The sequence below is a fragment of the Streptomyces sp. NPDC107528 genome, assembly GCF_055639295.1.
On record NZ_JBVKAV010000002.1, the window covers coordinates 517853 to 541650 of the forward strand.

General features: G+C 71.9%; 19 protein-coding genes. 7 read left to right on the plus strand and 12 right to left on the minus strand.

What is annotated here, in order from left to right; all coding sequences use genetic code 11:
• Positions 1-288 precede the first annotated feature (288 nt).
• A complete protein-coding gene (locus ACZ7L5_RS07430; RefSeq protein WP_471515846.1) occupies positions 289-1023 on the plus strand; it encodes a peptidoglycan recognition protein family protein in 735 nt (244 codons plus the stop codon).
• A 639-nt stretch (positions 1024-1662) separates the two neighbouring features.
• On the opposite strand, the gene ACZ7L5_RS07435 is transcribed toward ACZ7L5_RS07430, so the two are convergent.
• Positions 1663-2790: a lipid II:glycine glycyltransferase FemX gene (locus tag ACZ7L5_RS07435; protein ID WP_471515163.1), complete on the minus strand. Its 1128-nt coding sequence runs from the start codon at positions 2788-2790 to the stop codon at positions 1663-1665.
• Between the two features lie 211 nt (positions 2791-3001).
• On the opposite strand from ACZ7L5_RS07435, the gene ACZ7L5_RS07440 reads away from it, so the two are divergent.
• Positions 3002-3220: a hypothetical protein gene (locus ACZ7L5_RS07440; RefSeq protein ID WP_471515164.1), complete on the plus strand. Its 219-nt coding sequence runs from the start codon at positions 3002-3004 to the stop codon at positions 3218-3220.
• Between the two features lie 40 nt (positions 3221-3260).
• Here the strand turns inward: ACZ7L5_RS07440 and ACZ7L5_RS07445 are convergent, their stop codons facing one another.
• From ACZ7L5_RS07445 to ACZ7L5_RS07480, 8 genes are all read right to left on the minus strand, one after another.
• Positions 3261-3779: a DUF4240 domain-containing protein gene (locus ACZ7L5_RS07445; protein ID WP_471515848.1), complete on the minus strand. Its 519-nt coding sequence runs from the start codon at positions 3777-3779 to the stop codon at positions 3261-3263.
• 113 nt (positions 3780-3892) lie between these two features.
• The gene (locus tag ACZ7L5_RS07450) at positions 3893-4867 is read right to left on the minus strand and encodes a helix-turn-helix transcriptional regulator (RefSeq protein ID WP_471515166.1); all 975 of its coding nucleotides are present in this window, start codon (positions 4865-4867) and stop codon (positions 3893-3895) included.
• A gap of 114 nt (positions 4868-4981) precedes the next feature.
• A complete protein-coding gene (gene aceE, locus ACZ7L5_RS07455) occupies positions 4982-7684 on the minus strand; it encodes a pyruvate dehydrogenase (acetyl-transferring), homodimeric type (protein ID WP_471515168.1) in 2703 nt (900 codons plus the stop codon).
• A 282-nt stretch (positions 7685-7966) separates the two neighbouring features.
• Positions 7967-8098, minus strand: coding sequence for a hypothetical protein (locus tag ACZ7L5_RS07460; RefSeq protein ID WP_328882139.1), 132 nt, complete (start codon positions 8096-8098; stop codon positions 7967-7969).
• A gap of 155 nt (positions 8099-8253) precedes the next feature.
• Positions 8254-8886, minus strand: a complete 633-nt coding sequence (locus tag ACZ7L5_RS07465) for a GntR family transcriptional regulator (RefSeq protein ID WP_328882140.1) — start codon at positions 8884-8886, stop codon at positions 8254-8256.
• Between the two features lie 209 nt (positions 8887-9095).
• On the minus strand, positions 9096-10877 hold the full coding sequence (gene sucB, locus ACZ7L5_RS07470; RefSeq protein WP_365062007.1) for a 2-oxoglutarate dehydrogenase, E2 component, dihydrolipoamide succinyltransferase: 1782 nt from the start codon (positions 10875-10877) through the stop codon (positions 9096-9098).
• A gap of 59 nt (positions 10878-10936) precedes the next feature.
• Positions 10937-12325, minus strand: coding sequence for a dihydrolipoyl dehydrogenase (gene lpdA / locus ACZ7L5_RS07475; protein ID WP_467482427.1), 1389 nt, complete (start codon positions 12323-12325; stop codon positions 10937-10939).
• A gap of 253 nt (positions 12326-12578) precedes the next feature.
• Positions 12579-14120: a leucyl aminopeptidase gene (locus ACZ7L5_RS07480; protein ID WP_365062005.1), complete on the minus strand. Its 1542-nt coding sequence runs from the start codon at positions 14118-14120 to the stop codon at positions 12579-12581.
• Positions 14121-14473: 353 nt separating this feature from the next.
• Here ACZ7L5_RS07480 and ACZ7L5_RS07485 point away from each other — a divergent pair, with 353 nt between their 5' ends.
• The 4 genes from ACZ7L5_RS07485 to ACZ7L5_RS07500 all read left to right on the plus strand — a co-directional run bounded on the left by ACZ7L5_RS07485 (position 14474) and on the right by ACZ7L5_RS07500 (position 20240).
• Entirely contained in the window at positions 14474-16507 is a 2034-nt protein-coding gene (locus tag ACZ7L5_RS07485; protein WP_471515171.1) for a hypothetical protein, read from the plus strand.
• Between the two features lie 108 nt (positions 16508-16615).
• On the plus strand, positions 16616-18136 hold the full coding sequence (gene pelF / locus ACZ7L5_RS07490; protein WP_471515173.1) for a GT4 family glycosyltransferase PelF: 1521 nt from the start codon (positions 16616-16618) through the stop codon (positions 18134-18136).
• The gene (locus ACZ7L5_RS07495; protein ID WP_471515175.1) at positions 18133-19593 is read left to right on the plus strand and encodes a hypothetical protein; all 1461 of its coding nucleotides are present in this window, start codon (positions 18133-18135) and stop codon (positions 19591-19593) included. Before pelF ends, ACZ7L5_RS07495 begins: the two co-directional genes overlap by 4 nt.
• A complete protein-coding gene (locus ACZ7L5_RS07500; RefSeq protein WP_471515177.1) occupies positions 19590-20240 on the plus strand; it encodes a spherulation-specific family 4 protein in 651 nt (216 codons plus the stop codon). Before ACZ7L5_RS07495 ends, ACZ7L5_RS07500 begins: the two co-directional genes overlap by 4 nt.
• Before the next feature lie 9 nt (positions 20241-20249).
• Here ACZ7L5_RS07500 and ACZ7L5_RS07505 read toward each other — a convergent pair whose 3' ends face one another.
• Entirely contained in the window at positions 20250-21029 is a 780-nt protein-coding gene (locus ACZ7L5_RS07505) for an adenosylcobinamide-GDP ribazoletransferase (protein ID WP_471515850.1), read from the minus strand.
• Between the two features lie 73 nt (positions 21030-21102).
• Between ACZ7L5_RS07505 and ACZ7L5_RS07510 the strand changes: the two genes are divergently transcribed.
• Positions 21103-21867, plus strand: a complete 765-nt coding sequence (locus ACZ7L5_RS07510) for a hypothetical protein (RefSeq protein ID WP_451170192.1) — start codon at positions 21103-21105, stop codon at positions 21865-21867.
• Here the strand turns inward: ACZ7L5_RS07510 and ACZ7L5_RS07515 are convergent.
• Positions 21807-22511, minus strand: a complete 705-nt coding sequence (locus ACZ7L5_RS07515) for a hypothetical protein (RefSeq protein WP_471515179.1) — start codon at positions 22509-22511, stop codon at positions 21807-21809. The genes ACZ7L5_RS07510 and ACZ7L5_RS07515 overlap by 61 nt on opposite strands.
• 79 nt (positions 22512-22590) lie before the next feature.
• On the minus strand, positions 22591-23718 hold the full coding sequence (cobT, locus tag ACZ7L5_RS07520; protein ID WP_471515181.1) for a nicotinate-nucleotide--dimethylbenzimidazole phosphoribosyltransferase: 1128 nt from the start codon (positions 23716-23718) through the stop codon (positions 22591-22593).
• Between the last annotated feature and the right edge of the window lie 80 nt (positions 23719-23798).

The window sequence follows — 23798 nt, forward strand, 5'->3', positions numbered from 1 at the left end:
CGGGAAAATCCGTGCGGGCCGGAGTGGCTGCCGGTACCGGAACGGCCTGTACGGCGGGAGCAGCCGCCGGTGGGGGACCGACCGCCTCCACGGGAACCGTCGGCCCCGCAAAGTCTGCCCGCAGGCGGAGAACAACCTGCCCGGCAGGTGCAGTCGAAACCGCGACCGCGGCAGGACGTGCCGGAAGAGCGGGCCGGGGGGCCGTCGGCCGGTCGGTGGGCCCGCATACAGGCACGGAGCCGGTGGCAGCCGCCCTCGGGATGGCGCGTACACCCCGTCGCGTTCGCGCTGCTCGGCTGTGTCCCCGGCCTCGCCGCCGTTCTCGCGCTGGGGTTGTGCGCGAGTGGCGTCGAGCGGATCGTCGCGGCCGGTGCGCGGCCGGTCGCGGCGCGGCCCGCCGACTCGCATCAGGCGCCCCGGCCGGCCATCGTGCCGAGGTCGGCCTGGCTCGACGACGAGACCCGGCGGGCCCAGCCGCCGCCGCGTTACGACGACACGGTCGTCGCCGTGTTCATCCATCACACCGACTCGCCCAACGGCTACGACTGCGCCGACGTGCCCCGCATCATCCGGTACGTGTACGCGGGCCAGACCGGCTCCCGTGACTGGGACGACATCGGCTACAACTTCCTCGTCGACCGCTGCGGCACCATCTACGAGGGCCGCGAGGGCGGCATCGCCCGGCCCGTGACCGGCGCCCACACCCAGGGCTTCAACCACCGCACCACCGGCATCGCCGCCATCGGCACCTTCACGGCCGGCGTGCCGGTGCCGAAGGCGATGACCGAGGCGATCGCCGCGGTGGCCGCCTGGAAACTGGGGCTCTCCGACACGGACCCCCGCGCGAAGGTCCGACTGACCTCCAGCAACAGCTACAGCCGCTACCCGTCCGGCACCGCGGCGATGTTCTCCGCGATCGCCGGCCACAACGTCGGTTACATGACCAGTTGCCCGGGCGAGGCCCTCAGCGAGCGTCTCCCGGAGATCAGGGAGACGGCGGCCCGCCTGCAGGGCAGGAGCTGACGCGTGCGGTGTCCTTGCCGCGGCCCCGCTGCCGTGCGCCGAGCACACCTCCGATGCCGGGCGCCCGGCGCCCGGGACGGCCCTTCCGCAGGGCGGCCCTGAGCCCACCTGCCGGAGTTCCAGGGAGGCGCCGGCCTCCTCCGCCCTCCAGCGCGGACCTGCCTGATCACGCCCCGGGCCGAACCGGCTTCACCCGCCCCGCCCGGCTGCCCGGGTCTGACCCTCGCAGGCCGCCCCGGCGTGCCCCCACTCCACGGCTGTCTCGGCCGCCCGGCGTGCCCCCACTCCTCGGCTGCCCCGGCGCGCCTTACTGCTCGGCCCTTCCGGCGCAACCCTGCCCGGCGTGCCCCACTGCTCGGCCCTTCCGGCGTAACCCCGCACGGCGTGCCCCACCCCCCGGCCCTTCCGGCGTAACCCCGCCCGGCGTGCCCCACCCCCCGGCCCTTCCGGCATAACCCCGCGCGGCGTGCCCCACCCTCGGCCGCGCCGGCCCAACCCCGCCCGCTGTGCCCTACCCCCCGGTCGCCCCGGGGTCCCAACCCCGCCCGCTGTGCCCCACCCCCCGGCCACCCCGGGGGCCCCAACCCCGCCCGCCGTGCCCCACCCCCGGCCGCCCCGGCCCAACCCCGCCCCGGCCGGTCACCGCCTCCCCAGATAAACCCCCAGCGCCCGCTGCAACACCCTCCCCTGGCTCCCCACCGGAAGTTCCCACTCGCCGAGGTACTCCACCGCACGGCCGCCCGCGCCGGTCTTGAACAGGAGGCGGCCGAGGAGGCGGTCCTCCGTGAGGGTGGGGGTGATGGAGCGGAGGTCGTACGTGTCGGCGCCCGCGGCCCGGGCGTCGCCCAGCATGCGCCACAGCAGGGCGCTGCTGGGCCGCAGTTCACGTCCCCGGCGGCCGGACGCGGCGTAGGAGTGCCAGGCCCTGGAGCCGACGCTGATCATGAGGGCCGCGGAGAGCACCTCGCCGTCGTACTCGGCGAGGTAGAGCCGCAGCCGGTCCTCGTCCTCGGCGTTCAGGGCCGCCCACATGCGCCGGAAGTAGTCCAGCGGGCGGGCCTTGAAGCCGTCGCGGGCGGCCGTCACGGTGTACAGGCGGTAGAACTCGGGCAGGTCGGCCGCCGAGCCCCACGCAACACGGACGCCCGCCGCCTCGGCCGTGCGCAGCGACTGTTCCCAGTGCGGTGCGAGGGCATCGCGCAGATCGTCCACCGAACGCCCCGCCAACGGGATCTCACAGCCGTAGCGCGGCTGACCCAGCCCGAACCCGCTCCCGTCGTCCTCCTCGCACCGCCGCCACCCCAGCCGCCGCAGCCGCTCCGCGGCGTCGAGCGCGTAACCGTCGATGCCGGCCGTGGGCACGTCGCGCAGATGCCCCGTCGCCGGGTCGGCGATGCCCGCCGTCACGTCGGCCGCGTCCCAGTGGCGTACGACGAGCGGCGGGCCGATCCGGACCGAGAACGCCCCGATCCGCTTCAGGTGGGCGACGAGCGGGTCCAGCCACCGCTCCAGGCGCGGCGTGTGCCAGTCGATCGCGGGTCCGTCGGGGAGGTAGGCCAGGTAGCGCCGCGTGCCGGGCAGGGGCCGGTACAGGACGAGCGCCGTCGCGACCATCTCGTCGCCCTCGAACCACCCCACGCTCTCCGGCAGCCAGTCGGGCTTCACATCGCCCCACTCGGGGATCTGCAGATGGCTCGCATCGGGATACAGCCGTAGGTGGGCCAGATGCTCCTGGCGCGGTATCTCCCGCACGTACAGGCTGGTCATGGGCAGGGTGCTCCTGTTCGGTCCGGTCACCCTAAGCCGGAGATCACGGAACCGGTCAAGAGACGGCGCGTGAACCTTCCGGAAAGGCCCGCGCCGGCTCCCTCACCGGCCTCTCACCAGCCCGCTCACAGGCTTCTCGTAGCCGGCTCAACGATCTCCCCGAGACAGCCTCCCTACCGTCATGCACACGCACTGACCGGAGGTGGGGATCATGAGCAGCAGCAACGGCACGCGCAAACACAGCAGCAAGCGGGCCTGGACCGTCGTCTGCGCGGTCGCGACCGTCGTCCTGGGGCCGGCCGCCGTCACGGCGTCCGCGCTGGACCAGGCCAACAAGGCGCCGCTGCACCACGCGGTGAAGGCCGACCAGGCGCAGACGCAGGCGTACATCCCGTCGGACCCCGGCCGCAGGCGGACCGTCCCGGCGTGAGCGGGCTGAGGCCTTCCGCCGGCCTGCCCCCGAACCTGTCTCAGTCCTTGAAGCGCTCCCACAGCTTGGGATACCGGTCCGCCAGCGCCCGTTCGTTCTCGAAGTCGACCGGCGTGCCCTCCGGTTCCGGGGGCGCGGGCGGGATGCCGAGGTCGGGGGCGACGGTGCCGGTGAGCTGTTCGTAGGCCTCGTCCGCGGCGTAGCCGAGCTCCTCGGCGTCGCCGTCGAACTCCTCGTCGAAGTCGTCCAGCACGTCGGCGAGCGAGTCTGGGTCGTGCACACCGCCCTCGTACACCTCGCGGCCCTGGCCGATCAGCCAGCACCGGAAGAAGTCGAAAGCGTCGTCGCTGGCCCCGTCCAGCAGAACCCAGGCGGCGCCCCACAGGTCCCAGGTGTACGCGCGGTTGTAGCGGGCCTCGAAGTGACGGGCGAAGTCGAGCACCGAGTCGGGGTCCTGCTGGAGCAGTCGCTCCACCAAAAGGTCGGCCTGCTCCTCGGGGTCGCCCTCGGCGGCCTCACGGGCGCCGTCCACCAGCTCCCAGAACTCCGTCTCGTCCATCACGGGTCCAGCATCGGCCCTGTGCGGGTGGGGCGCACGTGGAGTGCGACGGATTGTTATGGGCGTACGGACCTTGGGCGGCCGGGCAGGACCGGGCCCGGCGGGCGCCCGGGTCAGGCCCCGTACAGCGCCGCCAGCCGTATCGCGTCGTCCGTGAACCGCTCTCTCAGCGACTGAGGCGCCAGCACCTCGACCTCCGGCCCCAGCGACGCGAGCTGGGTGTGGGCGACCTCCTCGGACTCCACGGGGAGCGTCAGCGTCACCCAGCCGTCCCCGTCCGGGGCGTCCGCCGCCCGCAGCGCCTCCCGCGCGGACTGCGGATCGACGGTGTACGGCAACCGGCGCACCCCGCCCGGCGACACCCGCACCACCACCTCGGCCCGCAGCAGGGACCGCGCGAACTGCTCGGCCCGCTCCTCCCAGAAGCTCGGCAGATCGAACTCACCGTCCCGCTCGAACCGCTCCTCGCCCCGGTCCACGGCGGTGAACCGGTCGATGCGGTACACCCGATACGAGCCGTGCCCCGCCACGCGGGCGCACAGATACCAGACCCCCGCCTTCAGCACGAGCCCGTACGGCTCCAGCTCCCGGCCGACCTCGCTCTCCCCGCGCCGATACCGGGCCACGATCCGCCGGTCGTCCCACACCGCGTCCGCGACGACCGGCAGCAGCTCGGGTGTCCTCGGCTCCTTGAACCAGTTCGGGGCATCCAGATGGAACCGCTGGGAGGCGGAACGGGAGGCGTCCCGCAGCGAGGGCATCAGGGCCGCCGACACCTTCAGCGTGGCGGCGGAGGCGGCGTCCTCCAGTCCCATCTCCCGCAGCGCGCCCGGAACGCCGCTCAGGAACAGCGCCTCGGCCTCACTGCGCCCGAGCCCCGTCAGCCTGGTCCGGTACCCGCCGATGAGCCGGTAGCCGCCGGCCCGCCCCCGATCCGCGTACACCGGAACCCCGGCCTCGGACAGGGCCTGCGCGTCCCGGGTGACGGTCCGCTCGGAGACCTCCAGCTCACGCGCGAGTTCGGCCGCGGTCATGGCAGGCCGGGACTGGAGAAGCAGCACCATCTTGATGAGCCGGGCAGCACGCATACGGCCATCATGCCGGGGCCCACTGACAACGAACCCGCTGACGACGGCCCCAATGACGGCGAAGGGGCACGGCAGCCGCCGTACCCCTTCGCCGCAGACCAGGAAGGTCAGCCCTTACAGGCCGTACTTCTCGCGCGCTTCCTTCACGGCCGTCGCCTGGACCTCGCCCCGCTTCGCGAGCTGGGCCAGGGCCGCGACGACGATCGACTCGGCGTCGACGCCGAAGTGGCGGCGGGCCGCCTCGCGGGTGTCGGAGAGGCCGAAGCCGTCCGCGCCCAGCGAGGAGTAGTCCTGCTCGACCCACTGCGCGATCTGGTCGGGAACCTGGCGCATGTAGTCGGAGACCGCGAGGACCGGGCCGTCGGCACCCTGGAGGACCTGACGGACGTACGGCATCCGCTCCTCGCCGCGCAGCAGGGCCGCGTCGGCTTCGAGGGCGTCCCGGCGCAGCTCCGTCCAGGACGTCGCCGACCAGACGTCGGCTGCCACGCCCCACTCCTCGGCGAGCAGCTGCTGCGCCTTGAGCGTCCAGTGGATCGCCGTGCCGGAGCCGAGCAGCTGGATGCGCGGGGCGTTCGCCACCGGCGACAGGCCGGCCGACTCCGCCGTGTTGAAGCGGTACAGGCCCTTGACGATGCCCTCGTCGACGCCGTCCACGGCGGGCTTCGCGGGCTGCGGGAGCGGCTCGTTGTAGACGGTGAGGTAGTAGAAGACGTTCTGGTCCTCGCCCGGGGCCGCCTCGCCGTACATCCGGCGCAGACCGTCCTTGACGATCGCCGCGACCTCGTACGCGAACGCCGGGTCGTACGTCAGGGCGGCCGGGTTCGTCGCCGCGATCACCGGCGAGTGACCGTCGGCGTGCTGGAGGCCCTCGCCCGTCAGCGTCGTACGGCCCGCGGTGGCGCCGACGAGGAAGCCGCGGCCGAGCTGGTCGCCGAGCTGCCACATCTGGTCGGCCGTGCGCTGCCAGCCGAACATCGAGTAGAAGATGTAGAACGGGATCATCGTTTCGCCGTGCGTGGAGTACGCGGTCGACGCGGCGATGAAGTCGGCCATCGAACCGGCCTCGGTGATCCCCTCGTTGAGGATCTGGCCGTTCTGGGCTTCCTTGTAGTACATGAGCTGGTCGCGGTCGACCGGCTCGTAGGTCTGGCCCTTGGGCGAGTAGATGCCCAGGGAGGGGAAGAGGCTCTCCATGCCGAAGGTGCGTGCCTCGTCGGGGACGATCGGCACCCAGCGCTTGCCCGACTCCTTGTCGCGGACCAGGTCCTTGATCAGGCGTACGAAGGCCATGGTGGTGGCCACGTTCTGGGAGCCGGAGCCCTTGTCGAAGGAGGCGAACGCCTTCTCGGCGGGGGCGGGCAGCGGCGCCACCGGGTGGACGCGGCGGGCCGGGGCCGGGCCGCCGAGGGCCGCGCGGCGCTCCTGGAGGTAGCGGACCTCGGGGGAGTCGGCGCCGGGGTGGCCGTAGGGGACGACCCCGTCGACGAACTGCGCGTCGGAGATGGGCAGTTCGAGCAGGTCACGCATCGTCTTGAACTCGTCCACCGTCAGCTTCTTCATCTGGTGGTTGGCGTTCTTCGACGCGAAGCCCTCGCCGAGGGTGTGGCCCTTGACCGTCTGGGCCAGGATGACCGTCGGCGCGCCCTTGAACTCGACGGCGGCCTTGTAGGCGGCGTACACCTTGCGCGCCTCGTGGCCACCGCGGGAGAGGTGGAAGCACTCCAGGATCTTGTCGTCGCTCAGCAGCTTCGCCATCTCGGCGAGCTCCGGGTCCTTGCCGAAGAAGTCCTGGCGGATGTAGGCGGCGTCGCGGGTCTGGTACGTCTGCACCTGCGCGTCGGGTACCTCGCGCAGCCGGCGTACGAGCGCGCCCGTCGTGTCGAGCTGGAACAGCTCGTCCCAGGCCGTACCCCACAGCGTCTTGACGACGTTCCAGCCGGCGCCGCGGAACTGGGCCTCCAGCTCCTGCACGATCTTGAAGTTGGCGCGGACCGGGCCGTCGAGGCGCTGCAGGTTGCAGTTGATGACGAAGGTCAGGTTGTCCAGGCCCTCACGGGAGGCCAGGGCGAGTGCCGCCGTCGACTCGGGCTCGTCCATCTCGCCGTCACCGAGGAACGCCCACACGTGGGACGCGGAGACGTCCTTGATGCCGCGGTTGGTGAGGTAGCGGTTGAAACGGGCCTGGTAGATGGCCGAGAGCGGGCCGAGGCCCATGGACACCGTCGGGAACTCCCACAGCCAGGGCAGGCGGCGGGGGTGCGGGTACGACGGGAGTCCGTTGCCGCCGGCCTCCTGGCGGAAGTTGTCGAGCTGCTGCTCGTTCAGGCGGCCGTCGAGGAAGGCGCGGGCGTAGATGCCGGGGGAGGCGTGGCCCTGGATGTACAGCTGGTCGCCGGAGCCGTCCGCCTCCTTGCCCTTGAAGAAGTGGTTGAAGCCGGTCTCGTAGAGCCAGGCCGCGGAGGCGAAGGTGGCGATGTGGCCGCCGACGCCGTACTTGGAGCCGCGGGTCACCATGGCCGCCGCGTTCCAGCGGTTCCACGCGGTGATACGGGCTTCCATCGCCTCGTCACCGGGCGCGGACGGCTCGACGGGGGTGGGGATGGTGTTGACGTAGTCGGTCTCGAGGAGCTTGGGCAGCGCGATGCCGGTGCCCTCGGCCCGCTCCAGCGTCCGGCGCATCAGGTATGCGGCGCGGTGCGGACCTGCTGCCTTGGCGACCGCGTCCAGTGAGGCCTGCCATTCGGCGGTCTCCTCCGGATCACGGTCGGGGAGCTGGTCGAGCGCGCTCGGCTGGATGGCGTTGGGGTCGGTCATGTCGCCGCCTTCCTCAGTCGAAGGGGGTTCCCTCATCGGCAAGGGTTCGGGGGTGCCCTTTGTCTTTGGCAGGACAGGGCGGAGGGCTTGGGTGCAAGCCCGTCGGCGACTGTAACTCCCTGATCGATGATCGATCAAAGGGGGAAGGGCTAAAAGGTCCCTATACCGCGAAAATTGGCATCCGGTGCCGGGAGAACAGGCACGCGGTGCCGCGTTTTCCCTGCTCACATGAGTCGTGGGCGGCTAGCTTGCGCGGGTTCGGCTCTCGGGGTGGCGGTCGGCTCAGGCGGGCGCGGCCGCCGGACGCGCGCTCGTGGCGAACGCCTTCCAGAGCTGGATGGCCAGGCGGACCAGAACGGCCTCAAGGAGGGCGATCGCCACCTGGGTCAGGATCGTGCCGAGTATCTGCGGCATGGGGGCCGCCTTTCGTGTGCGTCGTGCGGAGTACGCCTCCTTTGTCCGCGCCGATGTCATCCGGCAGGCTGCACACGGGTTGCCTGCGGGTGAACTCTCCCCAGCGCATCGACGGCGCCCCGGGCCACCACGGGCACCGGCAGCCCCGGCCCCGGCTATTCGCCTTCGTGCCTCGGTGCGCACCCGAGTACGTGGGCCTTGACCATCTCGGCGATGCGGGGATCCCGGCGCTGGAACGCGGCCACCAGCTCCTCGTGCTCCTCCGCGTACGACTGCTGCACCGTCCCCAGCCAGCGGATGGAAAGGGCTGTGAACACCTCGATGCCGAGGCCCTCCCAGGTGTGCAGCAGCACCGAGTTGCCCGCCGCCCGTACCAGCTCGCGGTGGAAGGCGACCGTGTGCCGCACCTGGGCCGTGCCGTCCGAGAGGCGGTCGGCCTCGTACAGAGCGGCGACATGCGGCTCCAGGGCGGAGCAGTCCTCCGAGAGGCGGTCGGCCGCGAGTTCCGCGGCGATGGCCTCCAAACCGGCCCGGACCGGGTAGCTCTCCTCCAGGTCGGCCGCGGTCAGACTCCGTACCCGTACGCCCTTGTTGGGCGCGGACTCGATCAGCCGCAGCGACTCCAGCTCACGCAGTGCCTCCCGCACCGGAGTCTGGCTGACCTCCAGCTCGGTGGCGATCCGCCGTTCCACGATCCGCTCGCCCGGCTGCCAGCGCCCGCTGATGATCCCCTCCAGGATGTGCTCGCGGATCTGTTCGCGCAGCGAGTGGATGACGGGGGCGGTCATGAGAGCTCCTTAGGGCGCGTTTGACGTTTAGACAATAAGGCCGGGAGGCTCCGCCGGAGGGGCGCGCGGGGGCGCTTTGGTGCAGGTGAGACGAGACTTACACGGAGACTTACACGCTCGGTCGGTCGACACAATGGCGATGCCCTCCCCCCGGAAGCCGGGGAGAGGGCATCGTCGTACGGGCTGGCCCCATTCGGCCGGCGGCGTCCTTACAGGCCGAGCTCGACCTCGAACTCGCCGGCCTCCAGGATCGCCTTGACCGCCGTCAGGTAACGGGCCGCGTCGGCACCGTCCACCAGGCGGTGGTCGTAGGACAGGGTCAGGTACGTCATGTCGCGGACGCCGATGACCGTGCCCTCCTCCGTCTCGATGACGGCCGGGCGCTTGACCGTGGCGCCGATACCGAGGATCGCGACCTGGCCCGGCGGCACGATGATCGTGTCGAAGAGCGCTCCGCGCGAACCGGTGTTGGAGATGGTGAAGGTCGCGCCGGACAGCTCGTCGGGCGTGATCTTGTTGGCGCGGACCTTGCCCGCCAGGTCGGCCGTGGCCTTGGCGATGCCGGCGATGTTGAGGTCGCCCGCGTGCTTGATGACCGGGGTCATCAGGCCCTTCTCCGAGTCCACCGCGATACCGATGTTCTCGGTGTCGAAGTAGGTGATCGTGCCCTCGGCCTCGTTGATCTTGGCGTTGACGGGCGCGTGCGCCTTCAGCGCCTGGGCCGCGGCCTTGACGAAGAACGGCATCGGGGAGAGCTTGACGCCTTCGCGGGCGGCGAAGGAGTCCTTCGCCCGGCCGCGCAGCTTCATCAGGCGCGTGACGTCGACCTCGACGACCGACGACAGCTGCGCCTGCTCGTGCAGCGCCTTGACCATGTTGTCGCCGATGACCTTGCGGATGCGCGGCATCTTGACGGTCTGGCCACGGAGGGGAGAGGCCTCCAGGGACGGCGCCTTCTTGGCGGCCGGCGCGGCAGCGGCGGGAGCCGGAGCGGCGGCGGCGCTCTTCGCGGCCTCGGCGGCGGCGATGACGTCCTGCTTGCGGATACGGCCGCCGACGCCGGTGCCCTTGACGGCGGCCAGGTCGACGCCGTTCTCGGCGGCGAGCTTGCGCACCAGCGGGGTGACGTAGGCGCCCTCGTCGGTCGGCTTGGCGGCGGCCGGAGCAGCCGGAGCCGGGGTGACCGGGGCCGGGGCGGCCGGCGCGGGAGCCGGAGCGGCGGGCTGGGCCGGAGCCGGGGCGGCTGCGGCGGGCGCGGCCGGAGCGGCGGGGGCAGCCGGAGCGGCCGGAGCCGCGGGCGCGGCCGGGGCAGCGGCGGCGGGGGCCGGGGTCTCCTGGGCCGGGGCGGCCGCCGGAGCGGCACCCGCGGCACCGATGACGGCCAGCTTGGCGCCGACCTCGGCCGTCTCGTCCTCGCCGACCACGATCTCCAGCAGCGTGCCGGAGGCGGGGGCGGGGATCTCGGTGTCGACCTTGTCCGTCGACACCTCCAGCAGCGGCTCGTCGGCCTCGACGCTGTCACCGACCGACTTCAGCCAGCGGGTGACGGTGCCCTCGGTGACGGACTCGCCGAGCGCGGGCAGGACGACGTCCGTGCCCTCGGCGGAGCCGGCGCCGGAGGCGGCCTCGGCGCTGGGCGCCGGAGCCGGGGCGGCCTGCTCGGTGGACGGGGCAGCGGCCTGCGGGGCCGGCTCCGGCTCAGCGGCCGGCTCCGGCTCGGCGGCGGGGGCCGGGGCGGCAGCCGGGGCGCCCGTGCCGTCGTCGATCACGGCCAGCTCGGCACCGACCTCGACCGTCTCGTCCTCGGCGACCTTGATGGAGGCCAGGACGCCGGCGGCGGGGGAGGGGATCTCGGTGTCGACCTTGTCGGTGGAGACCTCGAGCAGCGGCTCGTCGGCCTCGACGCGCTCACCCTCGGCCTTCAGCCAGCGGGTGACAGTGCCCTCGGTGACGCTCTCGCCGAGCGCCGGAAGGGTTACGGAAACCGCCATGGTTTCGGTTGCTCCTTACGAATTGCGGAAGTCTGAGTCGTCGCTTCGTCGACCGAGGGTCAGTCGTGCGAGTGCAGCGGCTTGCCGGCCAGGGCCAGGTGGGCCTCGCCGAGCGCCTCGTTCTGCGTCGGGTGGGCGTGGATGAGCTGGGCGACCTCGGCGGGCAGCGCCTCCCAGTTGTAGATCAGCTGGGCTTCGCCGACCTGCTCGCCCATGCGGTCGCCGACCATGTGGACGCCGACCACGGCGCCGTCCTTGACCTGGACGAGCTTGATCTCGCCCGAGGTGTTGAGGATCTTGCTCTTGCCGTTGCCCGCGAGGTTGTACTTCAGAGCGACGACCTTGTCCGCGCCGTAGATCTCCTTGGCCTTGGCCTCGGTGATGCCGACGGAGGCGACCTCCGGGTGGCAGTACGTCACCCGCGGGACACCGTCGTAGTCGATCGGAACGGTCTTCAGACCGGCCAGACGCTCCGCCACCAGGATGCCCTCGGCGAAGCCGACGTGCGCGAGCTGGAGGGTCGGGACGAGGTCACCGACGGCGGAGATGGTGGGCACGTTGGTGCGCATGTACTCGTCGACGAGGACGTAGCCGCGGTCCATGGCGACGCCCTGCTCCTCGTAACCGAGACCGGCGGAGACCGGGCCGCGGCCGACGGCGACCAGCAGGACCTCGGCCTCGAACTCCTTGCCGTCGGCGAGAGTGACCTTGACGCCGTCGGCGGTGTACTCGGCCTTCGAGAAGAAGGTGCCCAGGTTGAACTTGATGCCGCGCTTGCGGAACGCGCGCTCAAGAAGCTTCGAGCTGTTCTCGTCCTCGACCGGGACGAGGTGCTTCAGGCCCTCGATGACGGTGACGTCCGTACCGAAGGACTTCCAGGCGGAGGCGAACTCGACGCCGATGACGCCGCCGCCGAGGACGATCGCCGACTTCGGGACGCGGTCCAGGACGAGGGCGTGGTCGGAGGAGATGATCCGGTTGCCGTCGATCTCCAGGCCCGGCAGCGACTTCGGCACGGAGCCGGTCGCCAGCAGGACGTGGCGGCCCTGGACGCGCTGACCGTTCACGTCGACCGAGGTGGGGGAGGACAGCCGGCCCTCACCCTCGATGTACGTCACCTTGCGGGAGGCGACAAGACCCTGGAGGCCCTTGTAGAGCCCGGAGATCACGCCGTCCTTGTACTTGTGGACACCGGCGATGTCGATGCCCTCGAAGCTGGCCTTCACACCGAACTGCTCGCTCTCACGAGCCTGGTCGGCGATCTCGCCCGCGTGCAGCAGGGCCTTGGTGGGGATGCAACCCCGGTGCAGGCAGGTGCCGCCGACCTTGTCCTTCTCGATCAGGGCGACGTCCAGGCCCAGCTGCGCCCCGCGCAGGGCTGCGGCGTAACCGCCACTACCACCGCCGAGGATCACTAGGTCGAAAACGGTGCTGGCGTCGTTCGCCACGTCACGTCCTCCATGCATGTGCGCCTACGCCGGTCAGCGGTGACCGGTCGGCGGCTGGTGTCCGGCCGCTCTTTCTTCGGCCCTGTGGTGGGGCCCTGTCCTGCCGAGCCCCATCTTCGCACTTGTCCACACCGAACGAGACGCCGGGCCGGTGTGTGAGACGTCCCACGTTCGGTTGAGCGGGCATGGCGGAGGGCATGGAAGAGGGGGCTCCGCCCTACCCGCGCGCGGAGCCCCCTCACTCATGACAACGTCAGCCCAGGTCCCCGGCCGCCGTCAGCTCGGCGAGCCGGACCAGCGTCCGCACCGCGGACCCCGTACCGCCCTTCGGCGTGTATCCGAAGGGCCCGCCCTCGTTGAACGCGGGACCGGCGATGTCGATGTGCGCCCAGGTGATGCCCTCGCCGACGAACTCGCGCAGGAAGAGCCCCGCGACCAGCCCGCCGCCCATGCGCTCGCCCATGTTGGCGATGTCGGCGGTGGGGGAGTCCATCCCCTTGCGCAGGTGCTCCGGCAGCGGCATCGGCCAGGACGCCTCACCGACCTCCTCGGCCGCCTCGACGATCGCGGTGCGGAACGCGTCGTCGTTGCCCATGACGCCGAACGTCCGGTTGCCCAGCGCCAGCACCATCGCTCCGGTCAGCGTCGCCACGTCCACGATCGCGTCCGGCTTCTCCTGCGAGGCCGCCCACAGCGCGTCGGCGAGCACCAGCCGGCCCTCGGCGTCCGTGTTGAGCACCTCGACGGTCTTGCCGCTGAGCATGTGCAGCACGTCACCGGGACGCACGGCGGACCCCGACGGCATGTTCTCGGCGAGCGCCAGCCAGCCGGTGATGTTCACGCGCAGCCCGAGCCGCGCGGCTGCGACGACGGCGGCGAACACGGCGGCCGCGCCGCTCATGTCGCACTTCATCGTCTCGTTGTGCCCGGCCGGCTTCAGCGAGATGCCGCCCGAGTCGTAGGTGATGCCCTTGCCGACGAGCGCGAGGTGCTTGTCGGCCTTGGAGTGCGTGTACGACAGCTTCACCAGCCGCGGTCCGGCCGCCGATCCGGAGCCGACGCCGAGGATGCCGCCGTAGCCGCCCTTGGCCAGCGCCTTCTCGTCGAGCACCTGCACCTTGATGCCGTGCTCCTTGGCCGCCGTCGAGGCGACCGCGGCGAAGGACTCGGGGTTGAGGTCGTTGGGCGGGGTGTTGACCAGGTCGCGGGCGCGGTTGAGCTCCTCGACGACGGCGGTGGCGCGCTCGATCGCCGCCTTGTGCTCCTTGTCGCGGGACTTGCCGCCGAGCAGCGCGGCCTCGGCGAGGGGACCCTTGCCGTTCTTCTTGTCCCGGTCGCTCTTGCCGTTGTCCTTGTACGCGTCGAAGGCGTACGCCCCGAGCAGCACGCCCTCGGCGACGGCGCCGATGTCGGCGGCGTCGTTCAGCGGCAGCGCGAACGCGGCCTTCTTGGAGCCGGCGAGGGCGCGGGCGGCGACGCCGGCGGCCTTGCGCAGCGCCTCGCCGTCGTAGTCGGCGTCCTTCTCGGGCGCGGCACCCAGGCCGACCGCCACCACGAGGGGGGACTTGAAGCCGGCGGGCGCGGGGAGCTTCGTCACCTCGCCCTCGGCACCGGTGGCACCGAGGGTCTCCAGGACGCCGGCGAGCTTGCCGTCGTACGCCTTGTCCACGGCCTCGGCGCCCGGGGCGACGACCGGTCCCGCGGCCTTGGAACCAGAGCCCTTGGCGACACCGATCACGATCGCGTCGGCGCGCAGGCCGGGCGCCGCGGCGGTGCTGAGAGTGAGAGCAGTCACGGTGGTGAAATCTCGCTTCCGATGTGAAGTTGCAGTGGCCGAATGGTGTGGGTCGACCGGGCCCGACGGCCGACCCTAGTTACCACCTATGGGTGCGGTTTCAGCGGGGCCTTCCCCGGTACGGCGAACACTCGGCACGAGCCTACGCTCGTGTGAGCGTTCGCTCATTCCTTCGGACGTTCACCTGTCGGTGGCGTCGCGGCCATTTCCTGATTCTCGGGACCGGTGAGCTGAGTCACACTCGTCTGGTTCCGGTGAGCTGTCAGCTCGCCGCTTTGCATGATTTCCACGGATCCTCCGCCGATTCACCGCAACCGGCCACAAGGGGATCTTCTGGGGGGAAGGAACGATCAATGGCGCAGAGTGCGCACAGATGGAGAAACACGGCTGCCGTTCTGGGGGCCGCCGGTCTGCTGTCGCTGGGTCTGGGGGTACCCGGCGCCGCGGCTGCGGGGGAGCCGCGCATCGATCTCAGGGTGCTGGTCGTGGACAACGGTGACGCGCCTGTCCAGGCCATCACCGCCCAGCTCAAGAGCACCGGCATCCCGTACACCACCGTCGACCTGACCGACGCCGACCGCCCGACCGTCACCGCCGCGTTCCTCAGCGACACGGTGGGCGGCACGCCCCGCGCCAAGTTCCAGGGCGTCGTCCTGCCCAACGAGGCCCCCTTCGGCGAGGGTTCGGCGGAGCAGACCGCGCTGGAGAGCTACGAGCGGACCTACGGCATCCCGCAGGTCGACGCCTACACCTGGGCCCACCCGGGCGTCGGCCTCGACTACACCAGCGAGGGCGGCTTCGCGGGCAGCCTCGACGGACAGCAGGCCTCGGTCACGGCCCAGGGGAAGTCGGGGTACTTCGGCTATCTCGACGGCGCCTTCGCGTTCGAGGACAACGACCCGTCCGTACTGGAGAGTTACGGCTTCGTCGCCCGGCCCCGCGCCGGCTTCACCAGCTACGTCGACGTGCCCGTGCCGGGTGGCTCCGGGCGCGGCAGCCTGGTCGGCGAGTACACCAACGACGGGCGCCGGCAACTGGTCGTGACCTTCGCGTACAACCAGTACCAGCAGCAGTTCCGCGTCCTGGCCCGCGGCATCGTCGAATGGCTGACCCAGGGAGTCCACCTCGGTCAGGCCCGCAACTACTTCGCGGTGCACGTCGACGACGTCTTCGCGCCCGACGCCCGCTGGGACACCGAGCGCAACTGCACGCCCGGTGACATCGACTGCGTGGGCGGTGGCGGCGAGGAGACCCCGCCGATCCGTATGACGGCCGAGGACGCGGTCCGCGCGGCACAGTGGCAGCGCGAGCGCGGCTTCAAGCTGGACATGGTCTACAACGCCGGCTCCGGCGAGGAGTGGAAGAGCGAGAACGGCGGCACGGACCCCCTCGCGACCCAGCTGCTCGCCGACAGGGCGCAGTACCGCTGGATCAACCACACCTACACGCACCCGTTCCTCGGCTGCGTCCAGGACACCTCGACCGTGCCGTGGAGCTGTGCCAAGAACGCCGACGGGTCGACGCGGTACATGAGCCGCGCGGACATCTCGGCGCAGATCAGGGACAACCACAACTGGGGCGTCACCAAGGGACTCCCGCTCGACCGCACGGAACTCGTGACCGGCGAGCACTCGGGCCTGAAGACCCTGCCGCAGCAGCCCGACGACAACCCCAACCTCGCCCGCGCCCTCGCCGACAACGGCGTCAAGTGGATCGCCTCGGACAACTCCCGTGACCCCGCCCAGCGTCCGGTCGGCGCCGCGCTGACCGTGCCCCGGTACCCGATGAACGTGTACTACAACGTCGGTACCGAGGAGGAGATGGCCGACGAGTACAACTGGATCTACACCTCCGCCGCGGACGGCGGCAGCGGCATCTGCGAGAACAACCCCGCCTCCACCTGCCTGGACGAGCCGCTGGACACGGCCACCGGGTACGACGACCACATCGTCCCGCTGGAGGCACGCACCGCCCTCGGGCACGCCATCAGCAACGACCCGCGCCCGCACTACGCCCACCAGTCCAACCTGGCCGAGGACCGGACGCTGTACCCGGTCCTGGACAAGGTGCTCGCCGACTACCGGGCGCTCTTCGCCGACAACACCCCGGTGGAGAACCTCGCGCAGAGCGCCATCGGCACGGAGCTGCAGCGCCGCGCCGCCTGGCAGTCCGCTCTCGCGAAGGGCTCCGTGACGGCGTACCGCATCGGCGACACGGTCACCGTCAACGCCCCGTCCGGGACCCAGATCCCGGTGACCGCACCGCAGGGGACCGTCAAGCAACTCCTCATCGGCACCAGCGCGTTCGGGACGCCGTACGCGGGAGAGCGCTCGGCGTGGACCACGCCGGGGCTGCTGCAGACCGCTCTCAAGCTCAGGCTGCCGTAGCGCGGCTCAGCCGGACCTGAGGCGCACCCCGGCCATCTCACGACCGACCTGCCGGGGTGCGCTTCCGGGCCGAGGCACCAACTTGTTCCACAGGGGGGAACGCGCGTGATGCGCCATGGCCGTCATGTCACCATGCTCACCGAAGGCACCTATCCGCATGTCCACGGCGGCGTCAGCACCTGGTGCGACCAGCTCGTCAAGGGCATGCCGGAGGTCGACTTCCACATCGTGTCGCTGACCGGAACCGGCCGGGAACCCGTCACCTGGGAGCTGCCGCCGAACGTCTACCGGCACACCTCCGTACCGACCTGGGGCCCGCGTCCGGGGCACAAGCGACCTCCGTACGGCCGGGCCCGGCGCCGCTTCACCGACTCCTACGAGCGCTTCCTGCTCTCCTTCCTCGACCCCGAGGCCCACTGCGACTTCGGCGAAGCCTTCGACGAGCTGGCCGAACTCGCCCGCGACGGACGCCTGTCGGCGGCCCTGCGCACGGAATCCGCGCTGCGCTCGCTGATGTGGATATGGACGATGCCGCATCTGCCGACCGCGGCGGCCCGCCCCACCGTCCACGACGCCCTGACCGCGACCGACCTGCTCGAACACGCCCTGCGTCCCCTCGGGGTCCGCATCCCCGAGGACTCGGTCGCCCATGCGGTGAGCAGCGGATTCGCCACCCTCCCGGCCCTCGCCGCCCGCAGGCTGGACGGCGTGCCCTTCCTCCTCACCGAGCACGGCATCTATCTGCGCGAGCGCTACCTCGGCTACCGCGGCGACGCCCAGCGCTGGCCCGTGAAGGCGTTCATGCTCGGCTTCTACCGCGAGCTGAACTCGCTCGGCTACCGCACGGCCGATCTGATCACCCCGTGCAACCAGTACAACCGCCGCTGGGAGGAGCGCGGCGGCGCCGACGCCGACAAGATCCGTACCGTCTACAACGGCGTCGACCCGCACGCCTTCCCGCACGCCGGCCCCGAGCCCGAGGTCCCCACCCTCACCTGGTGCGGCCGTGTCGACCCCATCAAGGACCTGGAAACCCTGCTGCGGGCCTACGCCATGGTCCGCGCCGAGCTCCCGGAGACCCGGCTGCGGCTGTTCGGCCCGGTCCCGCCCGGCGGCGAGGCCTACCGCACCAAGCTGGAGAAGCTCGCCGCCGAACTCGGCGTCACGGACGCCCTGACCTTCGAGGGCCGCATCACCGAGGTCTGGCGCGCCTACGCGGCCGGGCACCTCGTGATGCTGTCGTCCATCTCCGAGGGCTTTCCGTTCTCCATCATCGAGGCCATGTCCTGCGGCCGTACGACCGTCTCGACGGACGTCGGGGGAGTGCGCGAGGCCGTCGGCGACACGGGACTCGTCGTCCCACCCCGTGAGCCGGAGAAGATGGCGGCCGCCGCCCTCACCCTCCTCCAAGACGACGAACGGCGCCTGAAACTGGGCGAGTTGTCACGGCAGCGCGTGATCGACCGCTTCACACTGCGCCGCTCAGTGGACAACTTCCGGACGATCTACCAGGAGCTCGCGGGCAGCCCCGAGGTGTACGAGCCCACGCTGGAGACGGTCGCCGACTGGACCCTCGAACTGCGCGACCCCTGGTACGAGAAGGTCGCGACGGACGGAACCGGCTGGTGAGCGGCAGCCTCTGGGTGCCGCCCGGCTCCCGCTCCGACACCCTGCCCGCCGTCCCGCGCCAGCGCGACCGGCCCAGCTGGGCCCGGCCCGACCCCATCGACGAACTCGCCGCACGTCTGCACGACTTCATAGCCGCCGCCGTCCACCCCGACGAGATCGCCGCGCTCCTGGAGTCCGACGGCCTCTCGGACGACCAGATACGCGAGCGCTACGGCGTCAAGAACTCCTTCGCCCTCGCCGAGGAACTGTACGAACGGGGCGAGCGCCGCTACCCGGAGCCGGAGGGCCCGCCCCACGACCCCTGGCAGGCGGGCCTCGTCGGCTGCCTCCTGCGGGGCCTGCTCTTCGCCCTGCCCGGCCTCGGCTACGTCCTCGGAGCCCCGCTGCTCGCGGGCCCCCGCGCCGCCTCCGGCCTCCCCCCGGCCACGCTCCCGCTGCTGGCGGGCGCCCTGGTCGGTTGGACCTGGAACCAAGGGCTGGCGCATCGGGCCTACGTCTGGCTGGGGTTGGGGGATCGATCGGCCGCCCGCCGTTCGCTGCTGTCCGGTGCGCCGGTGGGTGCCCTGTTGGGGGCCCTGGTCGCGTTGTCCGTGGCCGGACCGGACTGGCCGACGGTGGTCGCCTTCGCCGCCGCGCAGTCCTGCTACCTCGGAGCCGCCACGATCCTGCTCGTCATGGGCCGCGAACGTGCCTTGCTGGCAGCGTTGGCACCGATGACGGCGGGCGCGGTCGTGTCGTTGGTCTACTCCGTGCCGGACGTCGCAAGACTGATCCTGCTGCTGGGATCACTGATGGTGGTGGCCCTCCTCGGCCTACGTGAAGTCGCACCCCGCAAGGGGCGCGGGGAACTGCGCGACAAGCCACCAAGCACCCGCAGCCGAGCCACGGCAACGGCCCCCCGCCTCTCCGCATCGCTCCCGTACGCGTTGTTCGGCCTCGCCACCGGCGTCCTGGTGCTCTACGCGGCCCTCGGCGACGCCCTCTCCGGAGAGGGAACCGTCGCCCTCACCCTCAGCATGGGCCCCGCCGAATGGCTGCTGTACCGCTTCCGCAGCGGCAGCCTGGCGGGCCTGCGCTCCAGCAGCACGCCGAGGGCGTTCCGGCGGACGACGGTGCTCACGGTCGTGGAGTGCCTCGCCGCCTACCTGGTCACCCTGCTCGCGCTCAGCCTCGCCACGTCGGCCCTGTGGCCGCACACCTCGGGCATCGCCGGTGTCCGCCTCGCCGGTCTGCTTCTGCTGGGCGTGGTCCTGTGGACGGCCCTGCTGCTCCAGTCCTTCGGCGCGGTGGCCGGCGCGGTGGCGATCTGCTGTGCGGCCGCCCTCGCCCAGACGGCCGCCGTGGTGACGCACACCGGCAATCCGCACTGGGTCGCCCTGATCGTCCACGGGACGGCCGCGGTGGCCCAGGCTGCCCTGGTCTGCGCCCTGTTGGGGAGAGTGACCGCTCACCGATGACCGACCTGCTGATCCCCTACTACGAGCACCCGTCCGTCCGCCCCGCCGAATGGGACGCGATCATCGCCGCCGCGCCCCGCCTCTACGGGGTCGTACTGAACCCGGCCAGCGGCCCCGGCGACGCGCCCGACCCGGCGTTCGCCGAGGTCGCGGCCCGTCTGCGGGCGGTGGACGTACGGGTGCTCGGCTACGCCGACACCGACTACGGCCGCAGGCCGCACGCCGACGTCGTACGCGACATCACCCGTCACCGCGATTGGTACCGTGCGGATGGCGTCTTCCTCGACCAAGTCGCCGCTGGGCAGGCGGAGTTCGGCCACTACCAGCGGCTCGCGACGGCAGCGTGGGGTGCCGGCCACGGCACGCTCGCCCTGAACCACGGCACGGCGCCGCACGCGTCGTACGCCAGGATCGCCGACCTCCTGGTCACCTTCGAGGGGCCCTGGGCGTCGTACACCCGGCTCGGCCCGCAGCCGTGGCGGGGCGCCACCGGAGTGCGGCTGTGCCACCTGGTGTACGGCGTCCCGGCGGGTGTCGACCTGACGGAGCCTGCGCGTGCCCGCGGGGCCACCGTGCACTGTGCGGTGCCGGGCGTGGGCGATCATCCGTGGGGCACGTTGCCGCACGGGCTGGCACCCGCTCGGTGACGGGGGGCGTCAGCCCAGGGACAGCACGACGAGCGCCGTCGTCGCCGCCGTCTCCGCGAGCCCCCCGAAGACGTCACCGGTGACGCCGCCGAAGCGGCGGGTGCAGTGCCGCAGGAGCAGCTCGGCGGCGGCGAGCGCGGCGAGGACCGCGAGGGCGGTGCGGGCGATGTCGTCCGTCCCGAGCAGCGTCCCCGCTGCCGCGGCGACGCCGGTCACGGCCAGGGCCACGGCCACCGCGCCCCGTACGGGAACGACACCGGCAACCGCCGCACCCAGCCCCTCGGGCCGGGCGGCGGGCACACCGGTGCGGGCGGCGAGGGTGAGCGCGAGGCGGGCGGCGACGGCCGAGACGACGGTGGCCAGGGCGCCGCGGGCCCACGAGTCGTCGTACAGCTGCGCCAGCGCGGCCACCTGCGCCAGCAGCACGAACACGAGCGTGATGACCCCGAACGGCCCGATGTCCGACTGCTTCATGATCCGCAGCGCGTCCTCGGCGGGCTTACCGCTGCCGAGGCCGTCGGCGGTGTCGGCGAGACCGTCGAGATGCAGCCCCCGGGTGAGGACGGCGGGGACGGCTGCGCCGGCAACGGCGGCGAGGAGGGGCCCGGCGCCCAGGAACAGCAGCGCAAGCGCCGCCGCGGCGGCACCGCAGCCGAGGACCACTCCGACGAGCGGGGCGCACAGCATGCCGCCGCGCGCCGCTTCCCGGTCCCAGCGGCTCACCCTGACGGGCAGCACGCTCAGGGTGCCGAAGGCGAAACGCAGGCCGTGCAGGGGTGGCGGGGTCATGGACACGCCCGCAGACTAGCCCGGACGTCGTCCCCGCCAGGCGGCCCACCCCTGTCCCGGACACACTGAAACCATGGGTGACTGGTGGCAGCGCAACATCATCGAACCGGGCAAGCTCCCCCTGCTCCTGGCTCTGACGGCCTTCGTGGTCACGTTCCTCGTCACCCGCGTCATCACCCGCCTCATCCGCGCGGGCAAGGGGCCCTTCCGCAACATCGAGACCGGCTCCGTCCACATCCACCATGTCGTTCCCGGCATCATCCTCACGATCATCGGCGGTTTCTGTGCGGTCGCCGGCGGTCAGCGCGGCTTCGGCTCGGCCACGGCGGCCGTGGTGTTCGGGATCGGCGCGGGCCTGGTCATGGACGAGTTCGCGCTGATCCTGCATCTGGACGACGTCTACTGGACCGAGGACGGCCGCAAGAGCGTCGAGGTGGTCGTGCTCACCGCCGCCGTGGTCGGCCTGCTCCTCCTCGGCTTCGCGCCCTTCGGCGTGAACGACCTCAACGACGACGAGATGCAGAACCGCGGGACGGTGCTCGGCACCATCGCCGGGAACTTCCTCCTCGCCCTGATCGCCCTGACCAAGGGCAAGGCCCGGGTCGCGATCTTCGGGGTGATCATCCCCTTCATCGCCCTGTTCGGCGCCATCCGCCTGGCCCGCCCGACGTCCCCATGGGCGAAACGCTTCTATCGCCGCCGCCCGCGCGCCCGCGCCAAGGCCCAGCTGCGGGCCTACCACCACGACCGGCGCTGGGCGGGCCCCAGCCGCAAACTTCAGGACTGGATCGGCGGCGCTCCCGACGTGGAGCCCCCGCGGGCCCTGGAGCGCCGCTGACGCACGGCCACCAGCGCGCACAGCACCAGGACCGCCGCGATGGCCGCGAGGTGCTCCTTCCCGGCGAGGTTGTCCTCCAGCACCACCTCGACCACCATGGCCGCGATCACCACACCGGCCGTGACATACGCGCCGTAGCGCCAGCCCAGGAACACCGCGAGGCCCACCACCGCGGCCGACGGTCCCGTGTCCACGACGTGTGCGTCCGAGGCGGGCAGGCCGATCGGGTGGCCGGGGCCGAGCGCGACGCCCACGCGCGCGTAGAGGGTGCCGGCGAGGGTCGCGACGTAGGCGATGACGAGGGTCCGCCACCAGCCCAGGCAGAGCTCGGCGATCCCGAACACCAGCAGGATCTGCGCGAGCGCACCCCACACCGGCAGGTCGAGGGCCGGCACGAACAGCGACAGCGGCGTCCGCAGCAGCGCAAGCCACAGCGGGTCCTCGGCGCGTACGCCGCCGAGGTTCTGCACGAGCTGATAGCCCCAGGACCGGTTCTGCACGAACTGCACGACCCCGGTCAGACACACGGCCCCGAGGGTCATCGGCACGGCCCGCCACCGCCGCTCGGCCAGGGTCCCGCGCGCGGCGAGGTACAGAGTCCCCCACTCGGCACGGGCCCAGCGGCCGAGGGTGTCAGCTCTCACGAGTGGGGATCATATGTCCACTCGTGAATGAATCGCCCTTTTCGCTCCGGGCTCCTCGCCGCTGCCGCGACTCCGGCTCCTACTCGGTCTCCGCCGGTTCCGCCGTCCCCGAACCGTCCGCGGCCTCCGAATCCTCGGGATCCTCCGAATCCTGCGGCTTCTCCGGCTGCTCCGGCAGCTCCGCCGCGAGCGCCGCCGCGGCCTGCACCATCGGCAGGGCCAGCATGCCCCCGGCGCCCTCCCCGACCTTCACGCCCTGGTCGAGCAGGGGCTCCAGGGCCATCCGGTCCAGCGCCTTGGCCTGGCCGGGCTCCCCGCTGTTGTGCGCGGCCAGCCACCAGTCCGGCGCCCGGAACGCGATCCGCTGTCCCACCAGGGCGCAGGCGGCGACGACCACCCCGTCCAGCACGACCGGCATCTTCCGCACCGCGCTCTGGAGCAGGAATCCGGTGATCGCCGCGAGATCGGCCCCGCCCACGGTCGCGAGCAGCTGCAGCTGGTCCCCGAGCACGGGCCGGGCCCGGCGCAGGGCATCCCGGATCGCCGCGCACTTGCGCATCCACATCAGGTCGTCGATGGCCAGTCCGCCCCGTCCGGTGACGACGGACGCGTCGGTCCCGCAGAGCGCGGCGACCAGCACCCCCGCCGCCGTGGTCCCGCCGACGCTCACATCGCCGAGCACCACCAGGTCCGTCCCGGAGTCGGCCTCCTCGTCGGCCACCGCCACCCCGGCCCGGAAGGCGGCCTCGGCCTCCTCGACCGTGAGCGCGTCCTCGACGTCGATACGCCCGCTGCCGCGCCGCACCCGATGCCGTACGACCGCCTCCGGCAGCGACTCCGGGTCGCAGTCCAGGGCCATGTCGACGATCCGCACCGGAACCCCGGCCCGCCGCGCGAGCACCGACACGGGCCGGCCGCCCTCGAGGATCTCCCGCACCAACTCCCCGGCGCTGCCCGCCGCCCGCGCCGACACGCCGAGCTCGGCCACGCCGTGGTCACCGGCGAACAGCACGACCCTCGGCTGTTCGATCGGCCGTACCGGCACCGCCGACTGCGCGGCCGCCAGCCACTCACCCAGTTCGTCGAGGCGGCCCAGCGCTCCGGGCGGCACGATCTGACGCTCACGTCGCGCCTCCGCGTCACGGCGCACCCCTCCGTCGGGGCGCTCGATCAGATCAGTGAAGTCGTCGAGATTAAGCGAGCTCATTCGCCGAACAGTACCGGCACCGGTCGAACAGAACGGCGCCACATGGCCTCCTCGTGCTCCGCCACGTCCCCACCCCATCC